The sequence below is a fragment of the Pelagibius sp. Alg239-R121 genome, from assembly GCF_947331435.1.
In the GTDB taxonomy this organism is placed as follows: Bacteria; Pseudomonadota; Alphaproteobacteria; order Kiloniellales; family Kiloniellaceae; genus Denitrobaculum.
The window spans coordinates 444,073-457,996 of the sequence record NZ_CAMZOF010000007.1 but is presented as its reverse complement, the minus strand read 5'-3'; the positions used below and the strand labels follow the sequence as shown (position 1 = coordinate 457,996).

At 56.4% G+C, this 13,924-nt stretch carries 14 protein-coding genes; 3 read left to right on the top strand and 11 right to left on the bottom strand.

The window, feature by feature from the left end; translation table 11 throughout:
• Nucleotides 1–352: 352 nt before the first annotated feature.
• A complete protein-coding gene (locus QMZ18_RS23955; protein WP_282608890.1) occupies nucleotides 353–901 on the top strand; it encodes a hypothetical protein in 549 nt (182 codons plus the stop codon).
• Nucleotides 902–994: 93 nt separating this feature from the next.
• On the opposite strand, the gene QMZ18_RS23950 is transcribed toward QMZ18_RS23955, so the two are convergent.
• From QMZ18_RS23950 to QMZ18_RS23940, 3 genes are all read right to left on the bottom strand, one after another.
• Nucleotides 995–1,462, bottom strand: a complete 468-nt coding sequence (locus tag QMZ18_RS23950) for a cell wall hydrolase (RefSeq protein ID WP_282608889.1) — start codon at nucleotides 1,460–1,462, stop codon at nucleotides 995–997.
• 563 nt (nucleotides 1,463–2,025) lie between these two features.
• A complete protein-coding gene (locus tag QMZ18_RS23945) occupies nucleotides 2,026–3,645 on the bottom strand; it encodes a hypothetical protein (RefSeq protein WP_282608888.1) in 1,620 nt (539 codons plus the stop codon).
• 314 nt (nucleotides 3,646–3,959) lie between these two features.
• On the bottom strand, nucleotides 3,960–4,130 hold the full coding sequence (locus tag QMZ18_RS23940) for a hypothetical protein (protein WP_282608887.1): 171 nt from the start codon (nucleotides 4,128–4,130) through the stop codon (nucleotides 3,960–3,962).
• A gap of 203 nt (nucleotides 4,131–4,333) precedes the next feature.
• Between QMZ18_RS23940 and QMZ18_RS23935 the strand changes: the two genes are divergently transcribed.
• Nucleotides 4,334–4,507, top strand: a complete 174-nt coding sequence (locus QMZ18_RS23935; RefSeq protein WP_282608886.1) for a hypothetical protein — start codon at nucleotides 4,334–4,336, stop codon at nucleotides 4,505–4,507.
• A gap of 4 nt (nucleotides 4,508–4,511) precedes the next feature.
• Here QMZ18_RS23935 and QMZ18_RS23930 read toward each other — a convergent pair whose 3' ends face one another.
• The 3 genes from QMZ18_RS23930 to QMZ18_RS23920 all read right to left on the bottom strand — a co-directional run bounded on the left by QMZ18_RS23930 (nucleotide 4,512) and on the right by QMZ18_RS23920 (nucleotide 7,361).
• Nucleotides 4,512–5,633 (bottom strand): S1C family serine protease, encoded by a 1,122-nt coding sequence (locus tag QMZ18_RS23930; RefSeq protein ID WP_282608885.1) that lies wholly within the window; start codon nucleotides 5,631–5,633, stop codon nucleotides 4,512–4,514.
• A gap of 230 nt (nucleotides 5,634–5,863) precedes the next feature.
• Nucleotides 5,864–6,559: a glutathione S-transferase family protein gene (locus QMZ18_RS23925; protein WP_282608884.1), complete on the bottom strand. Its 696-nt coding sequence runs from the start codon at nucleotides 6,557–6,559 to the stop codon at nucleotides 5,864–5,866.
• A gap of 43 nt (nucleotides 6,560–6,602) precedes the next feature.
• Nucleotides 6,603–7,361 (bottom strand): sulfite exporter TauE/SafE family protein, encoded by a 759-nt coding sequence (locus tag QMZ18_RS23920; RefSeq protein WP_282608883.1) that lies wholly within the window; start codon nucleotides 7,359–7,361, stop codon nucleotides 6,603–6,605.
• A 538-nt stretch (nucleotides 7,362–7,899) separates the two neighbouring features.
• Between QMZ18_RS23920 and QMZ18_RS23915 the strand changes: the two genes are divergently transcribed.
• Nucleotides 7,900–8,631: a PhoH family protein gene (locus QMZ18_RS23915; protein WP_282608882.1), complete on the top strand. Its 732-nt coding sequence runs from the start codon at nucleotides 7,900–7,902 to the stop codon at nucleotides 8,629–8,631.
• A 5-nt stretch (nucleotides 8,632–8,636) separates the two neighbouring features.
• Here the strand turns inward: QMZ18_RS23915 and QMZ18_RS23910 are convergent, their stop codons facing one another.
• From QMZ18_RS23910 to QMZ18_RS23890, 5 genes are all read right to left on the bottom strand, one after another.
• Entirely contained in the window at nucleotides 8,637–9,497 is an 861-nt protein-coding gene (locus QMZ18_RS23910; protein WP_282608881.1) for an ABC transporter ATP-binding protein, read from the bottom strand.
• Nucleotides 9,497–10,480 (bottom strand): ABC transporter ATP-binding protein, encoded by a 984-nt coding sequence (locus QMZ18_RS23905; protein WP_282608880.1) that lies wholly within the window; start codon nucleotides 10,478–10,480, stop codon nucleotides 9,497–9,499. Before QMZ18_RS23905 ends, QMZ18_RS23910 begins: the two co-directional genes overlap by 1 nt.
• Nucleotides 10,481–10,482: 2 nt before the next feature.
• On the bottom strand, nucleotides 10,483–11,331 hold the full coding sequence (locus QMZ18_RS23900; protein ID WP_282608879.1) for an ABC transporter permease: 849 nt from the start codon (nucleotides 11,329–11,331) through the stop codon (nucleotides 10,483–10,485).
• Entirely contained in the window at nucleotides 11,324–12,280 is a 957-nt protein-coding gene (locus tag QMZ18_RS23895) for an ABC transporter permease (protein WP_282608878.1), read from the bottom strand. Before QMZ18_RS23895 ends, QMZ18_RS23900 begins: the two co-directional genes overlap by 8 nt.
• A 65-nt stretch (nucleotides 12,281–12,345) precedes the next feature.
• The gene (locus QMZ18_RS23890; protein ID WP_322097267.1) at nucleotides 12,346–13,824 is read right to left on the bottom strand and encodes an ABC transporter substrate-binding protein; all 1,479 of its coding nucleotides are present in this window, start codon (nucleotides 13,822–13,824) and stop codon (nucleotides 12,346–12,348) included.
• Between the last annotated feature and the right edge of the window lie 100 nt (nucleotides 13,825–13,924).

The following is a 13,924-nucleotide window of genomic DNA, read 5'->3' as shown; positions in this document are numbered from 1 at the left end:
CAACTGCATAAATAAGTAAGCAACTCGCGTGCCAAACTCTTTTTGTGTTGAAATTCAGCGGGTTATATTTTTTTCATACTAATACTAACAAATTTTTGTAAACTTTGTCGACAAAGAAACGATGCGTTGTGTGGCTATTTTTTGTGATATTTTTCAGTCTGTTAAGGCCCTTCAATATCTTCAAAACCCAAAGACTCATGTAAAGATCGTCGACGGCGGCCCCTCACTGCATTCTGTGAACAGCGGGACGATTCAGCGGGATAATGTTCTTTCTGTGAGCCCAATGATGATGTAGCCAGTTTCAACAGTTAGCTGATGTATCCTTATTCGAGCCAAGGCACCGCAAAACGCAATGAATCTTTACCTAAAAGCCTTCCTCGCCATGTCGATCCCTTTCGCAGCTATGACCGGTTTCATCATTGCTGGCGACCAAGGCGTCGCCAATGGCATCGCGACGGGCGTTGCCGCAGGTGTCGCTTTCGGCGCCCTGGCGGCAATTATTCTCGTCACTCTCCACAATAAAGCCATCGCACGCCTGCCCTATCCCGAAGACGCCAAATCCAATGCCGTCAAGCAGGCAAAAAGTATCTTCGTCGACTGGGATTACGACACGGCTTTTACACGCTGCGCCCAGGCCATCAGCGAATACGGTTGCCGTCAGATCCAACCGGACCCGCTTCACGGGACGATCGTTTCCAAGTCAAAGCTGGATATCTTCTCAGCCCTGCAATCTATTGGTATGCGGGTCATAGAGCTTGAGCCGGGCCATTGCGAAATTCAGATCATCAGCCGCCCCAAGATGCCAACGACCCTGCTGGACTACGGCAGAAACCTGAAAAATGTCGAGGAACTTGCCAGGAATTTGCTGCGTTACAACGACCCCGAAGAAGAACAGGAATAACGCCTGAAACTTTATCGATCAGACAAAGCGCACCTCGAGAATCAGGCACGCCAGCTTCTGCCTTACACCCAGTCCCTCATCGCAACGGAAGCCTTAACGGTAGTAGATATGCCGGCCGATCTGCACGGTGCGCTCGCGTTTGCTGCGCCAGGGAACGGCGATATTAGAGGCGTGAAAGAACAGTCCACCCTGTGTCGGGTCTGATGGCCGCTCGGACAGCATGGCCGGCGCGAGTTCGCGGGCGGTTGCCCAAGCTTCGGCCTCACGCGGTTCGTCGCTTTTGCCATCGCACCACCAGGAAAACTGGCAGGGGGGTTTTTCACCGCCCTGCGTCACGACCGCACAGACGCTTCCCGGAAACTCTGCATGTTCAACGCGGTTAAGAACAACGGCTCCGACCGCCATCATACCCTCCGCTCCCTCTGCTTTCGCTTCCCAGTACATCGCCAGTGCGAGGCAACGTTCCTGCTTCGTCAAATCAGACGCCGCCATCACCGGTGCGCCTGACGACATAACAAATGCGGCAACCAAACAGGTTGCCGCGACAAACATCCGAGCCATATCGCTTCCCCTCCCAGAGCACAATCGTTCCTGATTTAAGCGATCAAGAACGTGAACTGTTCTCCAACTTAATGACCTAGAGGCTGATTCGGGATTATCTTTGAATCAAAGAAAAACGATCAGACTCTAGCGTCGGCGCATCCGGCCCGGGTTCCCTCAAGTGCGAAGGCGCCAAAGGGAGTTTTTCCTGAAAACGAACGTTACCGACACACGATCATGGCGTTGATATGCGAGCTCGACAGCGGTCCCTGAACTTGGCAGTTATTGATCGCCTGACGAATCTCGCGGCGATCAAACCCCGACTCGGAATACACCGGACTCGGCGAGAAAATTTGACCGAGAGCCAGAACCCAAATGCCAAGTGCAAGTACAGCTAGCAGAACACGATCCAAAGCCTTCATAACAGGATACCTTTCTCTTGGACGGAATTCATAGAAGAAAGAGCGCCGACAGTCCGCCGCAGCACTTCAACGCGACCCACTCCGCGCAAGCGGTCAGCTCGCCATGCACGCTTCGCCGTGTCGATCGCCTGCTTGATTAGGTTGGAAAGAACTCTCGCAGGATCAAGAGGGTGTGGTGCGTTTTCGCGCCCGGATAAGCCGTACGAAACGCGTCAGAGACGCCTCCGCCGGCGCATTCTCATAGGACTTTTTGGTCCGCCCACTGTTGGCTTCAGCGGGCGCATCCTCGATCTCACCGGGTTCGCAAGACAAGCGCAGATCCTTATAGGCCCGTAAATCCACCTCACGCCGGTCGGACTCCGTCACCTTCGCCCCCTCCGCTGGCCCGTGCTGACGCGAAAGCTTATGCGCCCCCCTATTAAGCCCCTGACTATCGTCACTCTTTTCGTCGTCGGGTCCGGTCAGGTCGATCATTTCTTCCAGGGAATCCGGTTCCGTCCGCCAGTCGGCAGGCTCCGTAAGCAATGCATCTTCGACGTCGGCACTTTCCGCATCATCAGCGGATAGCGTCTCTTCTGAAGCACGTGCTTCTTCGCTTTCCCGGTCTTCATCCGGCAACGCCGCAACCTCTGGTCGCGCGTTCATTGCCAGCATTTCGCGCCGCAGGTCCTGGCTGATCGGCCCCGTTATCTGAGATTCTGGCGTATCGGAATCTGACGTATCCAATTCTGCCCCGTCCGATCCTGCCGCGTCGGATTCAGCGGTCTCTTCAATTGGATCCGGGTCGTTTTCCGACCTCTGGAACGCAGGAAAATCACCAGTGACAACATTCCGTGTTGCCTCCGCTGTGGCTTTATCCTGACTACTGGGCATTGCTTGCGCTGAATCAGCCTCTTTATCAGCCCCCGGAACGATGGCTGGCGCAATGTTGGATGGGGCAATATCAACACGTGATACCTGCTCCAAACGTAGATCGTCGACGGCACGCTTAAGCCCGGCGATCTCACTAGCCCATTCAGCGGTCAGTCGGCCAACATGGGAATCCACGAGTCCGCGTAGCAGCGTCAGAGTCTGCCCCTGCATATCCTCCTGTTGGACCAACAGGTTCTGCATGGACTTCCCGACCTCGATAAGGCGGGTGTCGAGCAACGCTTTCGCATCCTTACGCTCGACCTCCAAAAACTCCTGTGTGCTCGACAGAACCTTTCCGTTCTCCTGCTTCATCTCCTGCACCAAGCCTTGAAGCTCAGCAGTCAAATCGGCGGTCAGCTCAGAAGAAAGGTTACTCGATTCAGGGCTTTCGGCAATCTGGTCCAGGCGCTTTTCCAGGCCCAGAACCATGCCGGATACCCGCTCCAGTTCTTCGCCCAACGGCGCAATCATCTTCCAAGTCGCGTTCGCGAATTCTTCGGAATTTATAGGACCTTGAGGACTTTCGTCACTGCCTCCACCGGCGAGTGCGGTCATACGCGCTTGAAGTTCGTCCATCTTTGACGATAGCCGGTCTTCCAGACCACTGCCCAAGTCTTTTACGACGTCCTGAAGGCCTTCGCGCAGGTTCGAAGTTTCGTCATCGCCGTCGGCACCGGTTGCCGCAGTCGCGTGCTCCACGAGGGACAGCTTCATCTGCTGAAGCTCGGTCTCAAGGGTCTTGCGGTGCTGCTGTTCACTCTCCTGGGAAGCGATAAGCCGCTCTACCAGTTCATAGAGGCGCCGCTTCTCGTCACGTAATGTTTCAACTTCAGGATTCTCGTCACTCTTGTCCGTAACGTCGTTATCCAATTGCCCATACCCCACATCTGGTCGCTACGGTATCATTACAGGCCCCAGTCATACGCTGCCGTGACGGGAACTCCGAGAGTCAAAATAATGGCCCGACACGTCTCTCGGCGCAATCTGTTGCCAAATTTATCGCAGGTTGTGCAACAGACGTCCGACCTTGGTGCCGAACCAATGAAAGCCGCATAAACCTTTATGCCAAGCGCTGTAACAGGACAATTCTGATCCTGCGGCCCCTATACTACACCGGACCGGGCTTCAATTCGAGCCCCAGCCCTATGAACTTGCTATCACCCCCTCAAGCGCGTTCGCTACTCTCAATCGGCGCCTTGCGGCAGGAACCGATCTGCAACCGCCCAATCGTGATCAGGGTAGCGTTGCCGGAGACGTTGAGTGAATTTCGCAAGGACAGATGGTGGCAGCATGATTAGCTTGCTGGGTTCGCCGTCGCAACGGATGACAAACTCATGGTTTTTCTCGGCAGCCATTGTAACCTCCATGAACAAGAGCGTCATAGAGAATGAAAAGCAACATTCGCGCCAACTCTGTTATTTAAACTATATCAATAACTTGCAGAGTTCACGGAATACCGAAACCGGACGGCTGTAAGGTATTTCGACGGATAATGGTGGTTACTGGCAACATCTGTAATAAATTTCGACAGTACACGAATGATTAACAGGATTGCTTAATGCGCATTGGGCGCCTCTACGCAGGTTGCAGTGCAACGTTATGCCAAGCCTGGGTCGAAGACGACACCTACTGCAACCGTGACTTCACACACACCAGCGGACCACCAAGGCCCCACGCTATACCAACCTTTACCGTCGACCGGCATCCGCAGGACGACCAGAGTACTTCGTGATGACTTACTGTGATCTTTGTTCCAACCGGAGGTACTGGTAACGGTCACCCGAGGTAATCTCCACGCCAACCACCTTGGTGCCGCGGAGGATTTTCAAAGAAATGGTGGCTCCCGGATTCCCTTGGCTCCAAACCGTCCGGAAGAGTTTAGCCATGCTCGGCACCTCCTCTCCGTTCACCTCCAGCAAAACATCTCCAGGCACGACCCCAGCCTGAGCCGACGGCCCCTCAGGCGTCACGCTGGTTACAATAACCCGACCATAAGTTTCGGCCGTGAACATACCCAGCCAGGGTTTACGTGGGGCCGATGACCGGCCGGAATCCAAGAGGTCTGCGAAAATCGGCTTCAAGAGGTTGATTGGAACGAACATATTGCCGGGAAGTGCGCCATTTGCGTCCGCAGCGTCGTTGACGATCAGCGATCCAATCCCAACCAGTTCTCCGGAGGGGTTGACCAACGCGGCACCTCCCCAATTCGGATGAGGCGGAACCGTGTAAATCGCATTGTCGAGCAGATACTCCCAATAACCAGCAAACTCCCGACGAGATGCGATAACTGCGGCAAGCGTGCTAGAGATGCCGCCGTGACCGATGACCAGAACGCGATCATGCTCAGCCAATGCAGCGGAATCGCCCAATGCAACATATCCGCCGCCGAGCGGGCCGGATGCCCGCAGCAGTCCAAATCCGCTCTCGTGGTCGTAGGCCAGGATTTTCGCCGCAATCTCCTCACCATCCACAGCAAACAGCGAGACCGATTGTGCTTCTAGGATCAGGTATCCGATGGTCAACACGAGACCATGATCGTCAATAACGACGGCATTACCCTCGCGGACCTGTCCCAGCGACGCCGCGGTACGTGCATCGCGCGGTACTTCGGCACGCAGACGCACCACCGACGACAACACCTTTTCCATCCGCTGTTGTGCAATGGCCTCGATAGAGGGCAAAGCCATGAGAAAAGTAAGCAAAAGGGTCAGCGCGAAGCTTCGGCAAAAAGCCCAAGCACCGATTTTCTCTGCAGGTGTTACATTAAAGCGAGAGAACGAGCCGCCCCCAAAATCGAGCCAGTTGGGGCGCAAGGCCTTCGGCCCCGAGGGACAGGCCTCTCTACAATAAGGTCGCATCGCTCAGTCTCCTCTTTGGCTTTCTGCCCAAGACCTGGCGAACCTCCCAACATCAATCGTGGCGTATGCGTTCCGTTTCGCAGCCCTTCCCGAACCAATTACGGTTGCTCAGGAACGCATTTTCCAGACCGCGCGGCCCAGGCCTCCTGCCCTTTCAGTCTACCAGAGTCGCCAACTCAATGGTACAGGCGTTCAATCACCGCGCGGTTCTCAGTCCTACCGGCGACCAATCATGCAGCAGGCCGTTTGGCATTTGCGGCCATGCCGTCGTGCATTTCCAACAGGCGTTGCCGCCAGGCTTTTACTGAATCATCTTTCACCAGAACCTCGGTTGCCGAAGAGCAGCGTGCCCACTGGAACGCTCCAAAAACGATGTAGTCTGCGAAACTTGGGGAGCTTCCACCAAGAAAAGGTTGCGCATCCAGCGTCGCACGCAAAGGAGCAAGGCCTTTACCCAGGGTTTCGAGATGTGTCTCGCGATCCTCGCAAACAGCCTCCAGGCTCGTCCCGAGCATCTTTTCCCGGCTTGTGCGGAAATAATCTTTGTCTTTTTCATGCAGGCCATCATGAACATCGGTCAGGATCAACCGCATTAACAGGGGGTGGAGAACCCGCTCCGTCCAGAACTTTAAGAACAGCGTCGCTGCCTTCGCTTCCTCATTGGGGAACAAGGCGGGACCATCCTGATAGGTTTCATCGAGGTAGTTTGCGATCTCCCAAGAATCGTGTAATGAGCGATCATTATCCTCCATCACCGGTACAGAGCCCTGCCCGGAAGCGGCGATCCGATCCTTTTCGGTAAAGCGCCAGGGAAGCGTCTCAAAAGCAATGCCCTTGTGTGCCAGAGCCATCTTGACCCGCCAGCAATAGGGACTGAAACGATGATCGTCCTCGGCACCTGCAAGATCGTAAAGTTTTATCGCCATAAGTAGCCAGTTCCTTATCGTAAGTTTTATCGTGTCGTTCGCATTACAAAATCCCTGAAACCCCGTCGTAGAGCAGCTTCAAGCCGGTCAGAAACAGAAAACCGTAGCAGAGACTGTAAAAGAGTTTTTCCGGCACCCGGCTGTGCAGCCAGATACCGCTGACGATGCCAACAATCGCCAACGGAAGGATGGCAAGCGATGTCATCAGATTTTCAGAGGATAGCTGACCGAGCCATGCATAGGGAATCAACTTCACGTAATTGATCACCATGAAGAAAATCACCGTTGTCGCCTGAAAAACTGTCTTGTGAAGCTTCAGCGGCAGGAGATAGACATTCAGCGGCGCACCACCGGCGTGCGCCGCGAAGCTCGTAAAACCTGCGATCAGCGACCAGAAACCGCCGCGCAGGACACTGGATGTGAGAGCTTCATCGTCCTTGCTGCGCCGCCGCAGCCAGTAATTACCGCTGAAACCGAGCGCGACCACGCTGATCAATACCTTGATCATGTGTTCATCGAGGTATTTGAAGCTCGCCGTGCCGATCGCGATGCCCACGACTGCGCCACATATTATGATCTTCGTGTTGGCCTTGTCCCACTTGCCGCGAAACGACCAGAAACCGAAAAGGTCCATAAAACAGAGAATTGGCAACATGACCGCAGCCGCTTGCACGGGCGATATGGCGAGTGACAACAGCGGTACTGCGGCCACGCCCAGCCCGCCACCGAAACCACCTTTGGAGATACCCATGATCAGGAGCGCCGGCACGGCGAGTAAATAGAACAGCGGATCTTCAATCATGCACAGAAACAATCAAAAGCAAGGCCCATGCAGGAGGGAACTTTTATCAGCGGCATCAATTTAATTGTCGCAATCTGAGGACAGATACTGGGAAGATGAAAGCCTCCGTTGACCGGGTGCTTTCCCTTATCTTGTATGATTGTTTCGTGAAAGACACAAAAAGTAGAAGCGTCCGGGAACGAATCGCGCTAGCCTTCGCTTTGTAAAGTACCGCAGTCCAAGGGAGATCGCATCATCCTATGACCGCGCCATTGGCGAATAGGACCAGCCGATCGGGTGATCGGCTCAGTCCGGCGAACATGGGAAGTCCCGGTACTTTTCAGGCCGTGCAAACCTCGACGAACAGTCCGGGTTTGCGGCCAATGACGGACAAGATGTCGGACACCCGGCGGTCCGTCCGGACGAACCTTCCAAGCAAAACGCCTCCTTTCGCGGAGGCGTTTGTCGTTTCAGCACTTGGTGATCCGATCCCGGACTATCCCTTTTTACGGATCAGGATGAACGGCTCACCACTTTGTTCAAGAAATCGGAGGCCTTTATGGCAAAGCGTTCCTCGCGCAGAGCGTCCCGCAGCGACAGCAACATACGTCCTCTCTATCCCGAGCAAGACGCATGGTCACCGCTGGACGAACCGCGAAGAGACAAGAGCTATCTACGCAAGGTTCGTCCCTATAACGACAATCAGGCCGCGCTGCTCGATGCCATCGACAGCCGTAACATGGTTCTCGCACTTGGCCCTGCCGGTACCGGAAAAACCTATCTCGCGATCGCCAAGGCCGTCGAAGCACTGGAAAAGGGAACTGTCGGTAAAATCATGCTCTCACGGCCCGCGGTGGAAGCGGGTGAAAGCCTGGGCTACCTGCCTGGCGATCTGGAGGACAAGCTTGCTCCCTATCTGCGCCCGCTCTATGACGCGCTGAACGACCGGCTGGGAGCAAAGCAACTCAAATCACTGCTGAGTGACGGCTCGATTGAGATCGCGCCGGTCGCGTACATGCGTGGCCGCACCCTGAACAACGCTTTTGTAGTGATCGACGAGGCACAGAACTGCACCTTCGGGCAGATCAAGATGCTGTTGACCCGGCTGGGTTGGCATTCGACGATGGTTTTGACCGGTGACCCGGATCAGAGCGATCTTTTGCCTGGCATCTCCGGCCTCTCTGAAATCGCCAACAGACTAGATCCGCTTGACGACATTTCGGTGGTTCGCCTGCGCGACGAAGACATCGTGCGCCATCCTCTCGTCGCCAGCATGCTCTCAGTTCTTTAGCGGCTTTATCCAATTCCCCCGGCTGGTTGCGAGGCACGGCGAAGCCTCCGGCTACGCCGGGGGTCCGGGTGAGGCACAGCGTCGATAAGGGATCTCGTATAGCTGTGCTGGGGATCTGCAAAAACTTTGTGCGTCGGACCCGTCTCGACGATTTCACCTGCGTACATGACCGCAACTTCGTCGGTGATATGCCGGACAACCGAAAGATCGTGACTGATAAACAAAAAGGTCAGACCGCGGCGTTCCTGTAGCTCCATAATAAGATTGAGCACCTGCGCCTGGACAGAGACATCGAGCGCAGAGACCGGCTCGTCAGCCACGATCAACTCGGGCTCGGTGATCAAAGCCCGAGCAATAGCAATTCTTTGGCGCTGCCCCCCCGAAAATTCATGAGGATAGCGATCCGCATCGACGGGCTTGAGGCCAACCGAATCCAGGGTCTCTCCAACTCTCTCTCTTCGCTCGCGCCGGTTCAAACCCGGCAACAGGACTTCGAGCGGTTCGGCGATGACCCGTTCCACCTTGAAACGCGGATCGAGCGATCCGTAGGGGTCTTGAAACACCATCTGGAACTTTTGCCGCAAACGCCTCAAAGCAAGCGCCGGCAAAGCAAATAGATCCTGCCCATCCAGCAGGACACGCCCGGAGACAGGCGTCTCCAGCCCCATAACCGTACGCGCCAATGTCGACTTTCCGCAGCCGGATTCCCCAACAATCCCGAAACTCTTGCCACGATCCACGCTAAAGCTAACACCGTTTACCGCCCGAACACTCTCGGGCCGGCCAAACAGGCTTTTCCGTGGGAGCCGGTAATCACGCACAAGGTCTTCGACCTGCAGCAGCGGCTTTGAATCCGCACCTGTCATCACAGCCCCTCGACACGCGAGAGATTGAAACAAGACGCACTATGCCGATGCGCAAGCCTCTCCAGGGGTGGTGGCGCATCGCTGCATTGATCCGTCGCGAAGCTGCAGCGCGCGACGAAAGGGCATCCGGATGGTCGTGATGAAGCGTCCGGCACCCGGCCGGGGATTGTCGTCAGCCTTTTGCGTGTGGCATCAAGGTCTGACGAATGGCTTGGCATAGCAGCGAAAAGCCCTCTGGTGTAGGGATGAGCCATCCGCTGGAACACTTCATCCGTCGGACCGTCCTCGACCACCTTGCCTGCATACATCACCGACATGGTGTCCGTTGATTCAGCCACAACTCCCAGGTCATGAGTGATCAGAACGAGCCCCATGTCGAACTCCTCGACCAGTTCGGCGATCAGATCCAGGATCTGAGCCTGCACCGTTACGTCAAGCGCGGTAGTTGGTTCGTCCGCGACCAACAGATCGGGCCCGCAAGTCAAAGCCATGGCGATGACCACCCGCTGCCGCTGGCCACCGGAAAGCTGATGTGGAAACAAGCCGAGCGGAAAGCGTTCAACCGGCAAACCGACCCTCGCCAGCATCTTTCCAGCACGCAACTCGGCTTCGTGCCGCGTCAGTCCGAGGTGCAACCGCAAACCCTCGGCCACCTGCCGGCCGATCGGGACGACTGGATTCAGTGCCGTCATCGGCTCCTGGAAAACCATCGCCATCTTTCGTCCGCGCAAACCGCAAAGCCGGTCCTCGCCGATCGAAAGCAGATCCTCCCCCTCCAGAAGAATGCGCCCGCTTGCCCGCATACCACGCGGCAGGAGTCCCATGATCGCCAGCGCCGTCATGGATTTCCCGCAGCCCGACTCGCCAACAAGACCGAGACACCGCCCCTTCGAAAGGAACAAGTTAACGTCGTCGAGCAAGCGCAAAGTTCCGTCCGGCCCGTCCAATTCCACGCAGAGGTTTTCAATCGCGAGCAGCGTCATGACTACCTCTCGCGCCGCAAACGGGGATCGAGCACGTCGCGCAGACCATCGCCGAAGAGGTTCAGGCCCAGCACCGTCAGCGCAATTGCCATGCCGGGAAAGATCGCCAGCTGAGGTGCCAGAAACATCAGTGTCTGCGCTTCATTCAGCATCTTGCCCCAGCTTGGCTGAGGGGGCTGGGTGCCGAGCCCAAGATAACTCAATCCGGCTTCGGCAAGGATCGCGAGCGCGAACTGAATTGTTGCCTGAACAATCAGCACTGAAGCAATGTTCGGCAAAACATGTTCGACGGATATGCGAAGCGGCCCCTTCCCAGAAACTCGCGCTGCAAGAATGAACTCGCGCTTCCAGACCACCAGCGCAGCGCCGCGGGTCAGGCGGGCGAACACGGGAATATTAAAAATACCGATAGCGATGATCGAGTTGACTGCGCCCGGCCCCGCCAATGCCGTGATCATCACCGCCGACAGGAGTGCCGGGAAAGCAAAAGCAAAATCATTGGCACGCATCACGATCTCATCGAGCCATCCCTGGCGTGCGGCAGCCAATGCCCCTAGCGGCACACCTATCCCCATACCGAGGCCGACCGCGACAATGGCCACGGCAACCGAGTTGACTGCGCCCGCCATCAACAACGACACAAGGTCTCGGCCAAATTGATCCGTTCCCAGCCAATGCGCCGCGGATATCCCCTGAAAGCGCCGGCTCACAACAATCTCGGCCACCGGGTAAGGTGTCCAGATCAGTGCAGAAACCGCGATCAGGATAAAGATCAGGGTAACGACACCGCCAATCACGAAACCCCGGCTGCGCAGTCCCATTCGCCAGACTTCAGCCCAACCTTCAGACATGCCCACCCCCGCTGCGCAAGCGTGGATCCAGCACCGCATAACCCAGATCGACAACGAAATTGACCACGACCACAGTTCCTGCCAGCAGAACCACCAGATCCTTGACCACGATCAGATCGCGCTGCGCGATGGCTTGAAACAGCAAACGGCCGAGACCAGGGAGGTAGAAGACGTTCTCTATGATGATCGTTCCAGCCAGCAGAAAAGAGAACTGTAGGCCCAGGATCGTAATCACCGGGATCAGGGCATTACGCACCGCATGCCGCCAGAGCGCGGCGCGCCTTGACAAACCCTTGGCGCGCGCGGTCCTGACGAAGTCTTCTTGGAGCACCTCCAGCACCGACGAGCGAGTCACGCGCGTCAGGATCGCCGCTTGCGGCAGAGCCAAGGCGATAGCAGGCAGCAGCAGCGACTGAATGGCCGGCCAGAAGCCGGCATCCCAACCGGCAAAGCCACCAGCAGGGACCCAGCGCAGTGTGACTGAAAACAGGAGTATCAAAAGGATCGCAAACCAGAAATTCGAAATGGCGATGCCGATCTGCGCCGCTCCCGTCAAGGCAATGTCGGTCGTACGATTATGGCGGGAGGCCGCAATCACCCCAAGAGGAATCGCTATTACGGTTGATAGTGTCAGAGCCATCACAGCGAGTGGCAGGCTGACCACCACCCGCTCGCCAATCAATTCGGAAACCGGCACGTCATAGGTATAGCTGCGACCAAGCTCACCGGTAACCACGCCGCCGATCCAGTTTGTAAAACGCTGCCACGCCGGCAGGTCGAGCCCCATCTCTGCACGCAACGCCGCCAGGGTATCAGCTTGCGCTGAGACTCCGAGCATGACCAGAGCCGGGTCGCCCGGCAGGATTTCCAGAACAAAGAAGACCACGACGGCGGCGACCAGTAACGTCGCCGCCAGCATGATCAGGCGTTTGACGAGAAACAGCGTCATGAGCCGTCAGCAAAACCCGTTACTAAACACCGCGAGATCCGACATGAGCGCATTGTCAGAGCGGATCATTTTTCCCATGAAACCGCAGTCAGATCGTTGGCTTGAACAGGGCTGTTTTCCCACAAGCCTTTTACCTTCGCATTCCAGACACCGTGCTTCGCAAGCTGAAACAGGAATCCGTTCACCGCATCCTCAGCGAGCCTTTTCTGCGCGTCGGCCATCACCGCGTAGCGCGCCTTTTCGTCGACTTCGGCAGCCAGCTTGTCCATCAGTCCGTTGAAGGCTCCACTGTGGTAGTCGAAGTAATAGCTGTCGCGGGCGTATATGCCGATATCCATCGGCTCCGTGTGGGAGACGATCGTAAGATCGAAATCCTTGCCTCGAAACGCCTGCTCCAGCCACTGCGCCCACTCTACGGGGATAATCTCCAGTTCGATCCCGATCTCTTGCAGTTGAGATGCGATGATCTCACCACCGCGCCGCGCATAGCTCGGAGGCGGCAGTTTCAGCGTCGCCTTGAAACCACCCGCGTGACCGGCTTCGGCCAACAGTGCTTTGGCTTTCTCCAAATCGAGCGGATAGCGGTTCGTCAGATCAACATAGGCCGGGTGATGTGGCGCAAAGTGGCTGCCGATCGGCGTGCCGTAGCCGAACATGGCACCGTCGATGATAGCCTTGCGGTCGATCGCATGAGCGATCGCCTGGCGGACCCGAATATCGTCAAACGGCGGCCGTCCGTTATTGGTCGAGAGAATGGTTTCACCCTCTGTGCTGCCGATGAAGACCGTAAAACGCGGGTCGGCTTCGAACTGCACCATGCTCTCGGGCGCGGGAAAGTTCGCGAAGGCATCGACATCTCCGGCCATCATCGCTGAAACAGCAGCGGCAGGATCCGGAATGAACCGGAAAGTCGCTGTCGCCAGCTGCGCCGGTTCACCCCAATAGGCGTCATTGCGCTGCAGTTCGACCCGATCGCCTTTGACCCAACGCTTGAAGGCAAAAGGTCCGGTACCGGTCGGATTGACTTTGTTTCCGGCCGCAGATTCCTCGTCAACCACGATTGCATCGCCCCAGCCAAGGTTGAACAGGAAATGCCCGGTCGGGCGTTTCAGCGTGACAATGACCGTCCCAGCGCCCTCAGCTGCGACGGATTCAATGGGCTCGAATAAAGCCTTCTGCGCGTTCACACTGTCTTCGGCGATGGCGCGCTGGATCGAGAAGATCACATCCGACGAATCCATCGACGTGCCATCGTGGAACGTCACGCCTTCACGCAGCGTAAAGCGATAGATCTTGCCATCGTCAGAGACTTCCCAGCTCGAAGCCAAACCGGGCTTAACTTCGCCGTTGCGGTCGATACGGGTCAAGCCTTCAAAGACATTGGCATAGACCACTTCATCAATTGCCGCCGCCGCCCCCGCGGTAGGATCGAGATGAGGCGGCTCCAACACCATGCCCATATTGAGGTGATCGCCCGCTGCCTGAAGCTGGAGCGGGATCAACCCAGCTAAACTGGCTGCCAAGAACAGGAATATCCGCTTCATGTCACACTCTCCACTGCCTGTGTTCCGGCGAAGGCCGCCGGAGGAACGCATCGTCCGCAAGGTTAAAACCTGTAAAAGACGCCGCGCTTTATGATTTATG

Coding starts and splice junctions, on each gene's coding strand:
- QMZ18_RS23955 (WP_282608890.1), top strand. CDS start 353: ATGAATCTTTACCTAAAAGCCTTCCTCGCCATGTCGATCCCTTTCGCA.
- QMZ18_RS23950 (WP_282608889.1), bottom strand. CDS start 1,462: ATGGCTCGGATGTTTGTCGCGGCAACCTGTTTGGTTGCCGCATTTGTT.
- QMZ18_RS23940 (WP_282608887.1), bottom strand. CDS start 4,130: ATGGCTGCCGAGAAAAACCATGAGTTTGTCATCCGTTGCGACGGCGAA.
- QMZ18_RS23935 (WP_282608886.1), top strand. CDS start 4,334: ATGCGCATTGGGCGCCTCTACGCAGGTTGCAGTGCAACGTTATGCCAA.
- QMZ18_RS23930 (WP_282608885.1), bottom strand. CDS start 5,633: ATGCGACCTTATTGTAGAGAGGCCTGTCCCTCGGGGCCGAAGGCCTTG.
- QMZ18_RS23925 (WP_282608884.1), bottom strand. CDS start 6,559: ATGGCGATAAAACTTTACGATCTTGCAGGTGCCGAGGACGATCATCGT.
- QMZ18_RS23920 (WP_282608883.1), bottom strand. CDS start 7,361: ATGATTGAAGATCCGCTGTTCTATTTACTCGCCGTGCCGGCGCTCCTG.
- QMZ18_RS23915 (WP_282608882.1), top strand. CDS start 7,900: ATGGCAAAGCGTTCCTCGCGCAGAGCGTCCCGCAGCGACAGCAACATA.
- QMZ18_RS23910 (WP_282608881.1), bottom strand. CDS start 9,497: ATGACAGGTGCGGATTCAAAGCCGCTGCTGCAGGTCGAAGACCTTGTG.
- QMZ18_RS23905 (WP_282608880.1), bottom strand. CDS start 10,480: ATGACGCTGCTCGCGATTGAAAACCTCTGCGTGGAATTGGACGGGCCG.
- QMZ18_RS23900 (WP_282608879.1), bottom strand. CDS start 11,331: ATGTCTGAAGGTTGGGCTGAAGTCTGGCGAATGGGACTGCGCAGCCGG.
- QMZ18_RS23895 (WP_282608878.1), bottom strand. CDS start 12,280: ATGACGCTGTTTCTCGTCAAACGCCTGATCATGCTGGCGGCGACGTTA.
- QMZ18_RS23890 (WP_322097267.1), bottom strand. CDS start 13,824: ATGAAGCGGATATTCCTGTTCTTGGCAGCCAGTTTAGCTGGGTTGATC.